Below are 18151 nucleotides of genomic sequence, written 5' to 3'. Positions count from 1 at the left end.
CTTTTTTGCTGCTAACTCTTAAGCAAGTGCAGACTCGGCAAGAGCTGGTTCAGCATGCTCAGAAACTGAAGGGCAACTTTCGCGAATAACCAATTCGGTTTCTAACACCACGTCTTTGGCTTCTCGAAGCCCTAAAAACACTTCTGCAGCAACACGGCCTTTTTCCACTGTATGTTGATGTATGGTGGTGATCGAAGGATGAATATTGGCACTTTCAGGGATGCCATCAAAACCAACCACTTGCAAATCTTCCGGCACACGCAAGCCTAAATGCAAGGCCGCTTGCACCGCCGCAATCGCTATACAATCACTCATGCACAATAATAATTGCGGACGCTTAGCCATAGTTAGAGCTTCACGAGCAGCCTGATAAGCCAGTTTATGGTTGTTCTCAGGGATATTCCAAATATGCTCGGATGCGACCGACAACTGATGTTCTTCCAATGCTTGAAAGTAACCATACAAACGTTGGATCGAAATAGACGCCGCACGATCAAACAATTCGTCTTCGCGTATACGACACACTCGATCTGTCGCCAATAGACTCAAACCTAAAATAGCCACGGCGTCAGGCTTATGCTTTAAAGCGTGGCTGGCAATTCGATATGCGCCACTGTGGTTTTCGATGTTGACCGATGTGGTACCAGGAATGAAGCTATCCACTGTGATGATGTTCTTATTCGGCATCAACCAAGGCGCATTAATACATTGCTGTGGTTTATGACCATAAACGATAAAACCATCTACCATGGAAGATTGCATACGGCTTTGTGCATCTTGCTCAACTTGATCGGAAGACAACAGCAGCATGTTGTATTCATTGGCTTCAAAGACTTCCGCCATGCCTTTTAGAAACTGATTAGCTACAGGATCAGTTAAGCTATAACTGAGGTCATCAGACAACACAATGCCAACGATTCCCGTGCGACCAGTGCGTAAACTACGAGCAGCTGCATTAGGGCCAAAATAACCCATTTTTTCGCATTCGCTCAGAATATTTTCACGCAATGTCGCCGACAATTGATCGGGGCGATTAAAGGCGTTTGAGATGGTTGCCGTGGAGACTTCTAATCGCTCAGCAACGTCTTTTAAAGTCAGTTTTTTTATGTTTTTTGTCATACTAACTACTCGCAAACCAAAAGAACTTCGACAAACAAGCCGATTCACGCAAAACGCAAATCGGCTTGAAATGACAAAAGCTCAATTAAAAACTCAATTAACTGCGTAATACGACTTAAGACAACTTAGCGTAGAGCGCTTGATAAGCAGGTAAGGTCAACACCTCACCATCCAAAGTCGATTCAAAACCATGACCTTGCAATACTTCTGCAACATTCGCATTTAGCGTCGCTTGCTGCTCTTCACTTGTCATGTTTAATACAACTAACAAACGCTCACCATCGTATTCACGAACCAAAGCAATCAATTGCTCATTATCCAAATTAAGCTGAGACAATTCGCCATTCACCAAAACAGGTTGTTGCTGACGCCAATGAATCAGCTGACGAACCTTATGCAACAAGGCATCTGGATTCGCTTCTTGCTCAGCAACACTTAGCGGTAAGTGATTTTTATCGACTGGCAACCAAGGTTCGATTGTTGAGAATCCGCCCAATGTCGAATTATCCCACACCATCGGCGTACGACAGCCGTCACGGCCTTTAAAAACTGGCCATAGCGGAATGCCATAAGGGTCTTGAATACGCTCAAACGGCACCTCAGCTTCAGGTAAGCCAAGTTCTTCACCTTGATACAAACAAACACTGCCACGTAGAGACAAGATCAATGCTAACGCGATTAGAGGGTAAGCTTTGCCATCTTCGTCTGCGCCCCAACGAGTGCGAGAACGCACCACATCATGATTCGATAATGCCCAGCAAGGCCAACCATCACCCACGATGTTATTCATGTCCGCCAAGGTTTTACGAATGTATTCTGGAGAATGAGGCGTGTTCAAAAAGTCGAAGGTGTAAGCCATATGCAACTTATCGCCACCAGACGTATATTCCGCCATGCGTTTCAGAGGAAAATCGTCACCAATTTCACCAACCATGGTGCTGCCTGGAAACTCATTCATCATAACGCGTAAATCTTTTAAGAAATCCAAGTTTTCTGGACGGCTAAGATCGTACACATGACGCTGATAAGTATAAGGGTTATCGTGTGGCGCACCCATGGTTTTTGGCTCGCCAGCTGGTACAGGTGGGTTGTCTTCCAAGCCTTCGCTGTGGAAATAGAAGTTCACCGTATCCAAACGGAAACCATCCACACCAAGCTCTAGCCAAAAGCGCATATTATCCAAATGTGCCTGACGAACTTCTGGATTATGGAAGTTAAAATCTGGCTGAGACTCTAAGAAGTTATGCAAATAATACTGCAAACGACGGCTATCCCATTTCCAAGCACTGCCTCCAAAGATAGACAGCCAATTATTTGGCGGTGAACCATCCGGCTTTGGATCAGACCAAACATACCAATCTGCTTTAGGATTAGTTTTATCTTGACGACTTTCTTCAAACCAAGGATGGACATCAGCCGAGTGACTAATCACCTGATCGATCATGACTTTCAGTCCCAGTTCATGGGAGCGGTCAACCAAGACTTTAAAATCCGCTAACGAACCGAACATTGGATCAATGTCACAATAATCGGACACATCGTAGCCAAAATCTTTCATTGGGGAAGTAAAGATAGGCGAGAGCCAAATAGCATCTACACCAAGCGATGCAACGTAATCTAACTTACTTGTAATACCAGCTAAATCGCCAACGCCATCGCCATTTGCATCCATAAAACTACGTGGGTAAATTTGATAAATAATCCCACCTTTCCACCAATTCAGATTGGTTGTCATCAGACTCTCCAAAAAAGATAAAACGTGGAGCAACGCCAAAGCATTGCCCCATTTAAATAACAAGATTACTAACTGCTCAATAACATACTAGCCAGTTAGCCTTTGCGTAAGTAAGACTGCTCGTGTTCATCAAACAAATGCATTTTTTCAGCCGGTGCGGACAAATACACTTTATCCCCACGCTTAATGTTCAATGTGCCAGCTTGCTTCGCAATCACCATCTCGTCTGCGCCAGGGATTTTCACATACAGTAAAGTCGCTTCGCCGAGAGATTCCACGAAGGATACTTCACCAGAGAAAAGGCTTTCTTGTTCCGCAGACACAACCACCAAGTCTTCTGGACGAATGCCAAAGAAAGCAGGTTTCGCTTGTTCACTTGATTCCGTCACGATAGGCGTTTGAATGGAGGCAGAAGCCGACAAAGACACCAAGGTTTGTGCGCCAGTTTGCTCAATTCGGCAAGGCACAATATTCATCGCTGGCGAACCAATAAATTTCGCCACAAATACGTTCGCAGGATGCTCATAAAGATCCAATGGTGAACCCACTTGCTCAATATCACCACCAGATAACAACACAATGCGATCAGCCAACGTCATGGCTTCCACCTGATCATGGGTCACATAAATCATCGTAGAATCAGGCATGCTGTCTTTCAGGTTGGCAATTTCCATGCGTGTCGCAACACGAAGTGCCGCATCCAAGTTAGACAAAGGTTCATCAAACAAGAATACTTTAGGACGACGTACAATCGCACGACCAATCGCCACACGTTGACGTTGACCGCCAGAAAGCGCCTTTGGCAAACGATCTAAATACGGTGTTAGTTGCAGCATATCCGCGGCTTTACGAACTTGTTGATCGATATCTGCTTTGCTCACCTTAGCGATTTGTAAGCTGAACGCCATGTTGTCATACACCGTCATGTGCGGGTACAAAGCGTAGCTTTGGAACACCATAGCAATACCACGCAATGCAGGCGGCACGTCATTTACCACAACACCATCGATCTCTAACGTACCAGCGGAGATTTCCTCTAAACCAGAAATCATGCGCAATAACGTGGACTTACCACAACCGGATGGACCGACGAAAACAATGAATTCGCCCTGCTTGATATCTAGATTAATGTCTTTCAATACTTCAACATTATTCGAATAAATTTTCTTAACATTGGTGAGTTTTACATCAGCCATGATTTTACTGCCTCAATCTAAATTCATACCTTAGGTGAGGAGCAAACGCTCAACTCACCTGCCTAGGTTTTGTTATTTCACCGAGCCTGCTAGCAAACCGCGCACTAAATAGCGCTGTAGGCCAAAGAAGACACATAAAGGAATAATGATGGTAATAAACGCCGATGCCGTCAGAATTTCCCAGTTACCACCGCGAGAGCCAAGCAATTCACGAAGCTGACCTGTTAGCACCATGTGATCAGCATCATTACCTAGGAACACCATGGCAATCAGCAAATCATTCCATACCCAAAGGAACTGGAAGATGGCAAATGACGCTAATGCAGGGAAAGACAAAGGCAATACAATTTTACGGAAAATATCAAAATCTGAAGCGCCATCCACACGGGCGGATTCGATGATTTCTCTAGGCAATCCAACAATATAGTTGCGCAGCAAATAAATAGCCAACGGCAAACCAAACCCAGTATGCGCTAACCAAATCCCCACATAAGTTTTCGATCCGACACCAAAAAACTCGCCAATCATGTTGTAGCTTTTTAGCAACGGAATCAGTGACATTTGTAACGGAACGACTAACAAACCAACCACCGCAGCGACCAGCAATGCACGTCCAGGAAAACGCATCCAAGCCAGAGCATAAGCGGCAAACGCGGCCACTAGAATAGGAATAATGGTCGCAGGTATGGTCACGGTTAAAGAGTTAATAAAAGACTTACCCAAACCTTCCGCACTCAATACTTCACGATAGTTTTCTAAGGTGAAGCGTGGTGGAATCTCGGCTGTATAGAAAATACGGTCGCCACGGGAGCCCTTCCATTCCACAGGAGAAGAAAACGCATAATCGCCGTTTTCCATGACTTGCAAGGTCTCGCCTTTATTAAGTTCGGCCACTGTGCCTACTTCGAATTCATCGGGTCTTAATGAACTAGAACCAAACTTGGTAATTTCCCCCGCTGAACCTTCGAATAGGTTACCGCGAATAACAAAGCGATTACCCTCTTGAACTTGTTTTTTCGGTTCATGGGCTCGCGCCACGAGACGCTGCTCTGAGGTCGCTAATGCTGTCCACCAGCCAGACGTAGAAAGCTGATTTTTATCTCGAATAGAAGAGATAAACAAACCCGCTGTCGGGATCGTCCAAATGATCACAAGAAACAAGACAGTCGCATGTACCAAATAAGTTAACGGAGTGCGTTTAGATGACGTAATCATATTAACGACCCTCCATTTCGGCATTAGCGCGGCGAATATTCCACACCATGATTGGGATAACCAGAACCATAATAACCAACGCAATCACCGCGCCACGACCAAAGTCGCCACCGCCATTAAACATCCAACTAAACATCTGATTGGCCAACACTTGTGTGCCCCATTGGGCATTCGTCATTGCCAATACGATATCGAATACTTTCAATACCAAGATGGTAATCGTGGTCCAAACCACCGCAATGGTTCCCCAAATTTGTGGCACCATAATTTTGTAGAAGATTTGAAAGCCATTGGCACCATCTAACACTGCTGCTTCAATGGTTTCATCTGGAATACCACGTAGCGCAGCAGACAAAATGACCATAGCAAAACCGGTTTGAATCCAAATCAGGATGACCATCAAGAAGAAATTGTTCCAAATTGGAATCGTCAGCCATGTCTGAGGTTCGCCACCGAAGAAGACAACCAAGGCATTCAGCAAGCCGATTTGGTCTTCACCGCCGGTACGAAAATCGTAAATGAATTTCCAAATAACCGACGCACCTACAAAGGAAATCGCCATCGGCATGAAGATTAGACTTTTTGCGATATTGCCCCACCAAATACGATCGGTCATAGTCGCGATAATCAAACCAAAAAATGTTGCCGCTGTTGGTACAACAATCAACCACAGCATGTTATTGCGGAAAGATTCATAGAACTCATCACTGCTAAATAGCCATTTGTAGTTCGCAAGACCAACAAAATCTTCGCCGCTGCGGCCATAAAAAGACAAGCGGATGGAATCAATAACAGGATAGAAAAGATAAAATGTCAGTAATAAAACTGCTGGCCCCAAAAACAGCCAAGGGCGAATATTGTTCGCCACACGTAAATTACGAGCAACTTCAGCAGCTGCGCCACTTTTAGTTGGAAAAATTTTATCTAAAAGGAAATTTGAGCCGTAGAAATACGCGGCACACCCCATAACACCTAGAATCATGGTAACTAACGCCGAGGCAAGCTGTCCCATAGAATCTCCAAAATATATCAATGCAGTGACAATTAAAACGGCAACCGCTTTACTTATAAAACAAATACAAAAAGCCCCAGAGTGAACAGTCACTCTAGGGCTTTACAAAGAATTACTTCAAGGCATCCCATGTTTTTTGGATGTCGTGAGCAACTTCTTTGGCATCTTTACCGCCAGTGTAGTCAACCATTCCTGTCCAGAAAGAACCGGCGCCGATTTTACCAGGCATCAAGTCAGATCCGTCAAAGCGGAAGGTTGTCGCGTAGCGTAAAATCTCGCCTTGTTTTTTCGCCGCTTCACTTGAGTAAACTTCAGGGTTTGCTTTCAAGTGAGCAGAGATAAAGCCAGTTTGCGCCATCCACAACTCATGAGCGATTGGCGAGCGAATGAAATCAATAAACGCACGAGCGCCTTTAGAATCATTAGTCACACTCATCAATGTTCCGGCACCCAATACTGGGTTACCTAAATCTTTAGACGCATAAGATGGGAAGTAGAAGAAATCAGCGTCTAGACCCAGCTTCGTTCCTTCAGGGAAGAAAGCAGGAATAAACGAAGCTTGACGATGTAAGTAACATTTAGGTGGAGACTGGAACAAGCCTTTTGGGCTGTCACGGAAGTCAGTAGACGCTACAGCACCTGCGCCACCATCAACGAACTTGTCATTACGAGCAAACCAACCAAACTCTTCAATGGCACCAACAATACGTGGATCATCAAACTTAATTTCGTTAGTTACCCATTTATCGTAAACCGATGCTGGCTGAGTACGAAGTAGTAAATCTTCAACCCAATCCGTTGCTGGCCAACCTGTAGCCGCACCGGAACCTAAACCGATACACCAAGGCGTACCACCATCAGCAACGATTTGCTTGGTTAAGGCTTTTAGATCTTCCATAGTTTCAGGAACTTCATAGCCTGCGTCTTCAAAGTTCTCTGGTGAGTACCAAACTAGTGACTTCAAATCTGCACGGTAAAAAACACCGTAGAATTCTTTCTGACCTTTTTGATCTTTAAACGTAGCTAGATCAACCCAAGACTGACCTGCTGCGTAATCCTTTTTCACGCCATCTTTTACAGTATCGCTAAGCGGTGTTAAAAAGCCCTTAGCGGCTAAATCTGCTGCCAAACCAGGTTGAGGGAAAACAGAAATATTTGGCGCGCTGCCCGCTTGAGTATCAATAACGATTTGCTGTTCAAAAGAATCAGAACCCGCGTATTTCACTTTAGCGCCAGTGGCTTGTTCAAAGTAAGCAGCAACTCGTTCGAAGTTGGTTTTTTCATCACCAGTCCAAGGACCAAAAATAGAGATGGTTTCACCAGATAGCTTATTCGATTTCAGAGCCTCATAGCTGCTCCAACTAAAACGAGAATCTTCACCAGGCTTAAACAAGAGGTCTGCTGCATGAACAGCATTTGCGGAAAGTGTCAGGGCGACTGCCATAGACAAAAGAGATTTTTTCATCATTGCTCCTTACAGGCCCGCTTGGGAAACCCCTAGCACGCCTTTGTTTTTATTATCGTAGGTCGAAACAAGGTAAACATGTCTTCTATAAGGATTAAGAAGGAATCCGATTATTAACAAACAAAACCCGCGCTTCAAGCACCTCACTCCCTTAATATTGACTTAATTATTTTTTAAATTTAGTAGATCCTTCTAAAAATGCGAATCTTATTTATTCCACCGCATCTGTATAAAAAACCAACAATATAGGGTTTTTATCGTAAATTCAGCAAGTTAATGAACAATTTTCAATCATTAATTGTTCATTTTGTTCTCTATTTTTACTCATTTAGACCGCTTTTTTTAGGCATAAAAAAAGCGTGATCTAGCACGCTTTTCATTCTAACAAACAGGCTTAATACTTTCTTAACCGTTTAACAAAAGTATATTCTAAAAGTAAAATCATATTCTTAGAGCCTAAAACTGGCTTAACTGCGCCTCCGCTTCGCTCAACGAAGGCAAAGAAGGATAGGCACCCAACTTTGTCACAGAATCTGCGCCGCAAGCCGCAGCAAAGCGCACAATATCCACTAGCTGTTGTTGAGATAAAGCCGCTAACGCTGCGCGATCGCCACCTTGTTCTGCCAATTTATAAAGCAAGCCGCCAACAAACGCATCGCCTGCTGCTGTAGTGTCTTTTACCTCAACTTTTGGTGTAATCACTTCACTTACGCCATGAGTCGCCGTATAAAAACGAATCGGGTTGCCACCATCAGTTAATACAAACAAGGTCACGCCCGCAGTAAGAGACTGTTCGATAAGAGCAAATGGATCTTCTGCTAACACAGCCAATTCTTCTAGACTGGCTTTCACTACATCACCACTTTGCATCCAATCAATAACGCGCTTTGTATCCACTTGCCCATTCGGCCAAAGGTTCATACGCAAGTTCACATCAATACTAACGATCCAATTAGCCTTACGAGCCATGCTCACACCGGCCAAGGTGGCTTTGGTAATATCCGCATCGGTCAATGTATTTGAACAGGTATGGAACACACCTTGGCTATCAGCAAACCAGGTTGCATCAAAATCACTTTCGCGGAACAAAATATCCGCAGAAGGGCTACGGTAAAATTCAAAGCTACGCTCGCCAGTTTGATCCAAGCTTACAAACGCCAAGGCTGTTTTGGCTTCCTTGGTCATCAGCATATTGCTCGTATTCACGCCGTAACCATCAAGAGACTCTTTCAAAAAATGACCAAACGCATCGTCACCTACTTGGCCGACAAAATGACTATTGCCTCCTAAGCGGGCCACAGCCACAGCAACGTTTGCTGGCGCACCGCCAGGGAACTTAGTAAAAGATTCAAGCTCTCCTGCTTTGGTTGCTCCATTAGAAAGGAAATCGATCAAGGCTTCGCCGAACGCCATTACTTTTGTTGTCATTATTGTGTTCTCTTTTTGGTTTGCAGACATAATCTGCGCAGATCTAAATAAGGGTAGATGAAAAATTATGCAGGGGAGAAAGCATTAAATCAATTTAATTTATTTAAAGACTGTTCGTATCAAGCCTATATGAGCAATTGGTTCACTGTAAGTTTCTTGCTAGACTCGAAACCTACATAACAATTTTATAATAACTTTTTATAATAACTAACAGACCTCAACCTTCCACTGAGCAAGATAATGACCAACGCAAAATGTATCTATGTTGTAGACGATGACGACGAGATTCGCACCCTGCTCAAAACTTACCTAGAAAAGCATCAATTCACAGTGTTAACCGCTGATTCAGGTGAAGCGTTTTTAGCAAATTTCCGAGCAGAGCAAGAAGTTGATCTGGTGATTTTAGACATCATGCTTCCGGGACAAGATGGCTTTGCAGTTTGTCGTTCCCTACGAACGCAATCACAAGTTCCGGTGATTATGCTAACGGCAAACTCTGACGAAATGGATCGTATCATCGGTTTGGAAATTGGCGCTGATGATTATCTTGCGAAGCCCTTTAACCCGCGAGAGTTACTGGCGAGAATCAAAGCTATTTTGCGCCGTATGGAACACACAGAAGTCATAGAAATTGCACCGGTTGCCCATCGCTTCTATCGTTTTGCGCAATTTACTCTGGATACGCTGTCGCGTGAATTGCACTTTAAAGACGAAAAAGAGTCGTTATCCGGCGCAGATTACAATCTTTTAATGTTGTTCTTAACTCATCCTGGCGCTGTGCTCACTCGCGAACTTATCGCCGAAAATACGCGTGGACGCGATAGCGCTCCGCTGGATCGTTTTATTGATGTGCACGTTAGCCGCTTACGCCAGCGTTTGCGCGAAGATGCCCGCCAGCCACAGTTGATCAAAACCATTCGTGGTCAAGGTTATATATTAACCGCTAGCGTCGAAGCCATTAGTGATGCCCGTTAATACACCGATCAGTAAACGCTCACGAATCAAGCGCTGGTCCCAGTCTCTGACAGGACAAATTCTGATCATTATGGCACTGGGCGTGGCCAGCGCTCAGTTCATTAGTTCATCCATTTGGTTGCGTCAACTCGAATCCGATACCGAAGAAAACGTACGTGAAGTGTCTAAACACATGGCGTTTCGTATTGCCGCCACTGTTAGCTACTTCACTTCTTTGCCAACCAATTATCGCCATATCGTCATTGATCAATTACAAGACATGGGCGGAACACGCTTCTTTGTGACGCTCAATAAAGAAGAAATTCTCATCAACAATATTCCCGACTCGCCGCTCAAAGACATTGTCAAAAACGAGGTTCAGTCGACGCTGATCAAACAGCTAGGCATTCACAACGCCAAGATTGCATTTTCCAGCCCAAGCGATTTGCACGTGATCAACAACCATACTCGCCTTGTGGATTTGCCCGAGCGCTGGGGACATCACAGCTTATTGGTGAAACCTCTTACACCACCGATTATCGTGATTCAAATCCCTATTAATGACAAAGACTGGCTGTATCTTGCCAGCTTGATGCCTGATCCGTACTTTTTGGATGGCACCACGGCACTCAGTGGGGATCGTTTGTTTTCCATGGCGATGTCGGTGATTACCGTGTTGCTGCTGAGCATTCTTATTTTGAGACGCGTAACACGACCACTGGCAACCTTGGCTCGTGCGGCGGAACGTTTTGGGCAAGGCGATTGGCAACCAATAAAAGAAGTCGGCAGTGTCGAAGTACGCAATACAGCCAAAGCTTTTAACGATATGCAGCGCCGCATTCAGCGTTATCTCAACGACCGAGAGAGGCTTTTTGCTTCCATCTCTCACGATTTAAAAACGCCTATCACGCGCTTACGATTACGCGCTGAGATGCTAGACGAAGATGATATCCGCGACGCCATGATCCGCGATTTAGAAGATCTAGATATGTTGCTAAAAGGCGCCTTACAAAGCGTAAAAGAAACCGATATTCATGAAAACCGTGTCGAAGTGAATATTTCAAGAATGCTCAGAGACATGCAATCTACCGCCAACTTACATGGTGTGAAACTGACTGTTGTCGGCGAATTACAACATCCGTTTATTGGTAAACCATTCGCCATAAAACGCTGCCTTGGCAACCTTGTCGATAACGCGTTGTATTATGGAAAAACTGCTATTGTGTACATCGAAGATGATGAAGACGAAGTCTGTATTCGTGTTTGTGACCAAGGCCCAGGTATTCCAATAGATAAAATGGATAAAGTTTTTCAGCCTTACACTCGTCTTACACCCGACCATTCCGGTCATCCTGGCGGCATGGGGTTAGGCTTGAGTATTGCGCGGAATATTGCACGTGCTCATGGTGGTGAAGTCACCTTAAGTAACCATATACAACAAGGCTTAGAAGCCAAACTCTGGCTGCCAAGACATTAATTTTTAGTGAGCTAAAGGGCTCTTTTAAACCCACTATAAAATGAAATAAATCGTCAATTAAAAAGCAAACAAAGGTCATTTCAAAACATCTTTTGCAAGACTTCGTTACAATAGGTTGCTCTACTTTACCCTCCCTTGTCAGATCCTTTGCTAAATTCTATAACTCGAATGTTCGCTTAAGCTGATCTTCAGATAGCGAAGTCGATACAAAAATAACGCAACATCAAAGTCTATAAAATGTCTTTGATTGGATGATATAACAATAACAAAGGTTCCTATCATGAAAAAAATTGCTTTCGGTTTAACCACAGTTGCACTTTCTCTAGCCGCGGCTACGGCTCAGGCTGGTGAAGTAGAAGTTCTACATTGGTGGACATCAGGTGGCGAAGCCGCTGCGATCAATGTACTTAAAGAAGAAATGGTAGACGCTGGCCACACCTGGAAAGACTTCGCAGTCGCTGGTGGCGGTGGTGAATCTGCTATGACCGTTCTAAAATCTCGTGCCATTTCTGGCAACCCACCATCTGCTGCTCAAATCAAAGGCCCAACCATTCAAGAATGGGGTGACCTTGGCTTCCTAACAAATCTTGATGATGTTGCTAAAGCGGGCGAATGGGACGTTATCCTTCCTCAAGTTGTTAGTAACGTAATGAAGTACAACGGCCACTACGTAGCGGCTCCAGTAAACGTTCACCGTGTAAACTGGATGTGGGCTAACCCTGAAGTATTCCGTAAATCAGGCGCGTCTATCCCGACTACTTGGGAACAATTCATTGTTGAAGCGAAAAAGATCAAAGCAGCTGGTTTCACACCACTCGCTCATGGTGGTCAAAACTGGCAAGACGCAACCCTATTCGAAGCAATCGCTTTGGCTAAAGGCGCTAAATTCTACAACAGCGCGTTCATCGGCTTGTCTGACAAAACACTACGTAGCCAAGACATGATCGACGTATTTGATACTTTCAAACAAATGCGCGAATTCGTTGATCCAGGTTTCTCTGGTCGCGATTGGAACATCGCAACGTCTATGGTTATCAATGGTGATGCAGCTATGCAAATCATGGGTGACTGGGCGAAAGGCGAGTTTACAGCTGCAGGCAAAAAAGCAGGCATCGATTACGTTTGTTACCCAGCGCCAGGCACAAGCGGTTCTTTCACTTTCAACATCGACTCTCTAGCAATGTTTAAAGTGGATGGCAAAGACAAACAAGCAGCTCAAAAAGATCTTGCTCGTTTGATTCTTGAACCTAAATTCCAAGAAACATTCAACTTGAATAAAGGCTCTATTCCAGTTCGCTTGAATATGCCTCGCGAGAAATTTGATACTTGTGCACATTCTTCAATGGATGCGTTCCTAGCAAGCTCAACGACTGGCAACCTAGTACCAAGTATGGCTCACGGCATGGCTGTGAACTCTATGGTTCAAGGCGCTATCTTTGACGTCGTGACTAACTTCTTCAATGACGAGTCTATGACGTCTAAAGAAGCGGTAGACAAGCTAGCTCGTGCTGTTAAAGCAAGTATGTAAGATCTAAATCTGCAAAGTCCTAATTTGCAGTAAACATAAGAGGCTGGCCACCTAGCCAGCCTCGTCTTAATACCTCCGAATAGTGAAGCATCAACTATGAATACTAAAGCCGCCAATTCTGGGTCAGGACAGACTCAGTCAGGACGTCCTGCGCGCCTAAGCTTGGCCGATTGGATGCCTAAAATCGTCATGGCACCAACGGTACTGGTTACCTTGGTGTGCATCTACGGCTATATGATTTGGACAGCCGTACTCTCTTTCACTGGTTCTCGCATGTTGCCGTCGTACAATTTTGTCGGCTTCGAACAATACGAGCGCCTATTCAATAACGACCGCTGGATGGTAGCCCTAACCAACCTTGGTATTTTCGGCGGCCTGTTTATTGGTATCTGTTTGTTCCTTGGCGTTACCTTGGCCATTTTCTTGGATCAAAAAATTCGTGCTGAAGGCGCGATCCGTACTATTTATCTTTACCCGATGGCGATTTCCTTCATAGTTACAGGTACCGCTTGGAAATGGTTACTTAACCCAACCAACGGTCTAGAAAAAATGATGGTCGACTTTGGTTTTGTAAACTTCAAATTCGATTGGTTGATTAACCCAGACATGGTTATTTACTGTTTGGTTATCGCGGCTGTTTGGCAAGCATCTGGTTTCGTCATGGCGCTATTTTTAGCTGGCCTGCGTGGGGTTGATGGTGATCTTATCAAAGCGGCACACCTTGATGGCGCAAGCACGTTTACCACTTACCGTCGTATTATTCTACCTTCTTTGAAGCCAGTATTCTTTAGTGCCTTGGTTGTTCTTTCGCACATTGCGATTAAGAGTTTCGACTTGGTCGCGGCTTTGACCAATGGCGGACCGGGTTATGCGTCTGATTTGCCAGCTAACTTCATGTACACCTACACCTTTACTCGTAGCCAAATCGGCTTAGGTTCGGCGTCTGCTATGGTGATGCTCGGCTGTGTGTTGGCGATTTTGGTTCCTTATTTGTACTCTGAATTGCGAGGTAAACGCCATGAGTAACCTTAATTCTACAAGTAAAAAAGCTGTTGGCCGTAAAACGTCTGGCCTAGACAAAGTATTGCGCGTTGCCTTGTACACAGTATTAATCGTCGTTGCAGCGTTTTATCTGATGCCGTTTATTGTCATGTTGATTACATCGCTAAAAGACGTTGAAGAAATTCGTACTGGTACGCTACTTTCTTTGCCTGCTTCCTTGCATTTCGACTCTTGGTCAAAAGCTTGGTCAAGCGCATGTACGGGTAGTAGTTGTGGTGGTATCTCACCTTACTTCATGAACTCGTTTCAAATCGTGTTACCGGCTGTGGCGATTTCTACTCTGGTAGGTGCTATTAACGGTTATGTTATTTCTCTATGGAAATTCCGTGGCAGTGACTTTTTCTTTGCGGCGATGCTAGTTGGCTGTTTCATTCCGTTCCAAGTGATCTTGTTGCCAATGGCGCAAACACTCGGCTGGTTAGGCATCGCCAATACCACCTCTGGTTTGGTCTTCGTGCACGTGGTTTACGGTGTGGCATTTACAACCTTGTTCTTCCGTAATTTCTACCAGTCCATTCCTGGCGAATTGGTAAAAGCGGCTCGCCTAGATGGCGCTGGCTTCTTTACGATTTTCTACCGCATCATTTTGCCCGTTTCTACGCCTATTATCGTGGTAACGGTGATTTGGCAGTTTACGCAGATTTGGAATGACTTCTTATTTGGTGTGGCCTTCTCTGGTTTTGATACTCAGCCAGTAACGGTTGCCTTGAACAACTTGGTAAACACCAGCTTCGGCGGTAAGGAATACAACGTTGATATGGCCGCTGCCATTATCGCAGCTCTACCAACACTGGCGGTTTACGTGTTTGCAGGAAAATACTTCGTCCGTGGCTTAACAGCTGGTGCTGTAAAAGGCTAACAACGCTGCTAAGCAACCTAGCGAACATCGATAAAGACAAAATGCACTCGTGCCTTTTTACCTAACACAGCACGAGTGAACTAAAAAATTCGGAGTAATAACATGGCAAACCTAGTCATTGATAATGTTAAAAAACGCTACGGCGAGACTGAAATTTTAAAAGGCATCAATATTTCTATCAAAGCAGGTGAATTCCTGATTTTGGTTGGGCCATCTGGTTGTGGTAAATCCACGCTAATGAATTCAATTGCGGGTCTTGAAGACGTAACCGAAGGTCGCATTCTCATCGCCGACAAAGACGTGACTTACACTAGCCCAAAAGATCGTGATATCGCGATGGTGTTCCAGTCTTACGCCTTGTATCCAAATATGACCGTAGAACAAAACATCTCTTTCGGTTTGGAAATGCGCAAAGTACCAAAAGCAGAGCGTGACGTTGAAGTACAGCGCGTAGCGGAACTATTACAAATTAGTCATCTACTTGACCGTAAACCAGCGCAATTGTCTGGTGGTCAGCGTCAACGTGTTGCCATGGGTCGTGCCTTAGCGCGTCGCCCTCAGCTTTACTTGTTTGATGAGCCATTGTCTAACTTAGACGCCAAATTACGCGTAGAGATGCGTACAGAGATCAAGAAGCTGCATAAAAAGCTGGGCACAACCATTGTTTATGTAACGCACGATCAGATCGAAGCCATGACCTTGGCAGATCGCATCGCCGTAATGAAAGATGGACAAGTTCAACAGCTTGGTACACCACAAGAAATCTACGACAACCCAGCAAATTTGTTCGTTGCAGGTTTCATGGGTTCTCCAGCAATGAACTTCATTCCAACTAAGGTCGTCGAACAAGATGGCGTCCCTATGTTGGAACTGGCCACCAGCACAACCGTTGCTTTGCCATTCCCAAAACCAGAAGCATTAAAAGACTACATTGGTAAAACCATCCTACTTGGCTTGCGCCCTGAAATGATCACTGAACCTCAGCCGCACAAAGAAGGGCAGCCTTTTGTGACAACGACAGATGTCGAAGTCGAAGTGACTGAACCAATGGGTGCCGACACCATGATTCTGACTCGTGTTAACGATGCCGAGATCAACTGTCGTTCTAACCCAATGTACCCAGCTGACGCAGGTTCCATCATCAAAATGATGTTTGATACCTCCAAAGCAGTTGCTTTTGATAAAGAAACGGGACGACGTCTAGATCTCTAATTATTTATATTGCTAATGGTGTAACCGTTTAAGCAGCCTGCACAGAGTCTATCTCTCTGTCGCAGGCTTTTTTTTGGGAAAAACGTCAAGTTTTTGCACAAATGGTCAAAATTACTGCACAGTCTCTCGAACTTGTCACAAATTTGAGATACATTTTAGAACCGTAATCAAAAAAGCAACTCCATAGTGGCATTTGGTTATCTCGAATCGAAGAACTGCCGACTAATATCATGTAAAGGAATCAAACCATGAATTTTACCAAGCGTTTTATCACGCAACTGGCCATTACTGGTGTCGCATTATCTGTGACTGCGTGTTCTATGATGGGACCGCAAAAACCAGATTGGCAAGAAGACAAAGAATATCGAGTCACTATTTTGCACACTAATGACCATCACGGTCGTTTCTGGCAAAACGGCAATGGCGAATACGGCATGGCCGCTCGTAAAACCTTGATCGACAACATTCGTGAAGAAGTAGCGCTAGACGATGGTAATTCCCTATTGCTATCCGGAGGTGATATCAACACAGGTGTACCAGAATCAGATCTACAAGACGCGGAGCCAGATTTCCGCGGAATGAATATGCTGAAGTACGATGCGATGGCGCTGGGTAACCACGAATTCGACAACCCGCTTTCTGTACTGAAGAAGCAACAAGAATGGGCGGGCTTCCCTTTCCTTTCTGCGAACATTTTAGATGCAAAAACTGGCAAACCTTTGTTTGAAGCCTATAAAATCTTCCAAGTAAATGATCTTAAAATCGCTGTCGTTGGTTTCACTACAGACGATACAGCGAAACTGGGCAACCCTGAGTTCCTAGATGGCATCAAGATCGAATCACCTATTACTGTTGCTAAAAAATTGATCCCTGAACTGCGTAAAAAAGCTGACTTAGTCGTTGCGGTTACTCACATGGGTCACTACCAAGATGGTAACTACGGTGGCAATGCACCTGGCGATGTAACACTAGCACGTACAGTTCCTGGTATTGATGTAATTGTGGGTGGCCATTCTCAAAACCCACTTTTCCAACCTGATGAGCAAAACGGTACGCTGATTCTGCAAGCGCATGAATGGGGTAAATACGTAGGTCGCCTAGACTTTGTCTACAAAAATGGCGCGATTGTTTGGTCTCAATACAAACTTATTCCGGTTAACTTGAAGAAAAAAGTCACTAATGCAGATGGCAAGTCTGAACGTGTTTTCATTGAAGACGAAATCGCCCAAGATCCAACCATGCTTGATATGTTAACGCCGTTCCAAGAAAAAGGTCAGAAAGAGCTTAATATCGAGATTGGCTTCTCTGACACAGACTTCGTTGGTGACCGCGATGTCGTTCGTAACCAAGAAACCAACTTAGGTAACTTGATTGCTCTAGCAATGAAGCAAAAAGTGAATGCGGATATCGGCGTCATGAACTCTGGTGGTATCCGTGACAACTTAGAAAAAGGTGTTGTTACTTATAAAAGCGTTTTGAAAGTTCAGCCTTTCGGCAACATGGTGTCGTATGTTGATTTCACTGCCAATGAGCTAACAGATTACCTTTCTGCAGCAGCAGCGAAACAAGCGGGAACTGGTGCATTTGCTCAATTCAGCGGTGTATCTTTGACACTTAAAGATGGCAAAGCGACTAACATCATGGTCAACGGTAAAGCGCTGGACGTTAGCAAAACTTACCGCATCGCGATGAACAACTACTCTGCTTCAGGTGGTGATGGTTACCCTAAAATCGTTGATCATCCAAACTACGTTAACTCAGGTTATGTAGATGCAGACGTTCTAGTGGAATACATTCAGAAGAACTCACCACTTGATGGCGCTAAATTTGCTCCAACAGGTGCCGTTAAGCGTTAATACCATTGATTTTTCACTAAAGTAACCAAGTAA

Annotated in this window: 14 protein-coding genes; 7 read left to right on the top strand and 7 right to left on the bottom strand. The window is 44.5% G+C overall.

What is annotated here, in order from left to right; all coding sequences use genetic code 11:
- Positions 1-18: 18 nt before the first annotated feature.
- The 7 genes from TY87_RS19535 to TY87_RS19505 form a co-directional block, all read right to left on the bottom strand.
- Positions 19-1119: a LacI family DNA-binding transcriptional regulator gene (locus tag TY87_RS19535; protein WP_072839436.1), complete on the bottom strand. Its 1101-nt coding sequence runs from the start codon at positions 1117-1119 to the stop codon at positions 19-21.
- A 115-nt stretch (positions 1120-1234) separates the two neighbouring features.
- The gene (locus tag TY87_RS19530; RefSeq protein WP_072839435.1) at positions 1235-2854 is read right to left on the bottom strand and encodes an alpha-glucosidase family protein; all 1620 of its coding nucleotides are present in this window, start codon (positions 2852-2854) and stop codon (positions 1235-1237) included.
- Between the two features lie 95 nt (positions 2855-2949).
- Positions 2950-4050: an ABC transporter ATP-binding protein gene (locus TY87_RS19525; protein ID WP_100188348.1), complete on the bottom strand. Its 1101-nt coding sequence runs from the start codon at positions 4048-4050 to the stop codon at positions 2950-2952.
- 72 nt (positions 4051-4122) lie between these two features.
- Positions 4123-5265 carry a carbohydrate ABC transporter permease gene (locus TY87_RS19520; protein ID WP_072839433.1) on the bottom strand — a complete coding sequence of 381 codons (1143 nt, stop codon included), beginning with the start codon at positions 5263-5265 and terminating at the stop codon, positions 4123-4125.
- A gap of 1 nt (position 5266) precedes the next feature.
- A complete protein-coding gene (locus TY87_RS19515) occupies positions 5267-6277 on the bottom strand; it encodes a carbohydrate ABC transporter permease (protein WP_072839432.1) in 1011 nt (336 codons plus the stop codon).
- A 112-nt stretch (positions 6278-6389) separates the two neighbouring features.
- Positions 6390-7742: an ABC transporter substrate-binding protein gene (locus TY87_RS19510; RefSeq protein ID WP_100188347.1), complete on the bottom strand. Its 1353-nt coding sequence runs from the start codon at positions 7740-7742 to the stop codon at positions 6390-6392.
- 456 nt (positions 7743-8198) lie between these two features.
- Entirely contained in the window at positions 8199-9170 is a 972-nt protein-coding gene (locus TY87_RS19505; RefSeq protein ID WP_072839430.1) for a carbohydrate kinase family protein, read from the bottom strand.
- A gap of 240 nt (positions 9171-9410) precedes the next feature.
- Between TY87_RS19505 and TY87_RS19500 the strand changes: the two genes are divergently transcribed.
- The 7 genes from TY87_RS19500 to ushA all read left to right on the top strand — a co-directional run bounded on the left by TY87_RS19500 (position 9411) and on the right by ushA (position 18118).
- Entirely contained in the window at positions 9411-10145 is a 735-nt protein-coding gene (locus TY87_RS19500; RefSeq protein ID WP_072839429.1) for a response regulator, read from the top strand.
- Positions 10135-11601, top strand: a complete 1467-nt coding sequence (locus tag TY87_RS19495; RefSeq protein ID WP_100188346.1) for an ATP-binding protein — start codon at positions 10135-10137, stop codon at positions 11599-11601. The genes TY87_RS19500 and TY87_RS19495 overlap by 11 nt, the downstream gene beginning before the upstream one ends.
- Before the next feature lie 280 nt (positions 11602-11881).
- Entirely contained in the window at positions 11882-13129 is a 1248-nt protein-coding gene (locus TY87_RS19490; protein ID WP_100188345.1) for an ABC transporter substrate-binding protein, read from the top strand.
- A gap of 96 nt (positions 13130-13225) precedes the next feature.
- On the top strand, positions 13226-14155 hold the full coding sequence (locus TY87_RS19485; RefSeq protein ID WP_100188344.1) for a carbohydrate ABC transporter permease: 930 nt from the start codon (positions 13226-13228) through the stop codon (positions 14153-14155).
- A complete protein-coding gene (locus TY87_RS19480) occupies positions 14148-15050 on the top strand; it encodes a carbohydrate ABC transporter permease (protein ID WP_100188343.1) in 903 nt (300 codons plus the stop codon). Before TY87_RS19485 ends, TY87_RS19480 begins: the two co-directional genes overlap by 8 nt.
- Before the next feature lie 102 nt (positions 15051-15152).
- Entirely contained in the window at positions 15153-16262 is a 1110-nt protein-coding gene (locus TY87_RS19475) for an ABC transporter ATP-binding protein (protein ID WP_100188342.1), read from the top strand.
- Between the two features lie 248 nt (positions 16263-16510).
- Positions 16511-18118: a bifunctional UDP-sugar hydrolase/5'-nucleotidase UshA gene (gene ushA / locus TY87_RS19470; RefSeq protein WP_100188341.1), complete on the top strand. Its 1608-nt coding sequence runs from the start codon at positions 16511-16513 to the stop codon at positions 18116-18118.
- The last annotated feature ends 33 nt before the right edge of the window (positions 18119-18151 follow it).

Origin of the sequence: Marinomonas sp. BSi20584 (assembly GCF_002792415.1) — a bacterium.
GTDB classification, from domain to species: Bacteria; Pseudomonadota; Gammaproteobacteria; order Pseudomonadales; family Marinomonadaceae; genus Marinomonas; species Marinomonas polaris.
This window is presented reverse-complemented; position numbering and strand designations above follow the sequence as displayed.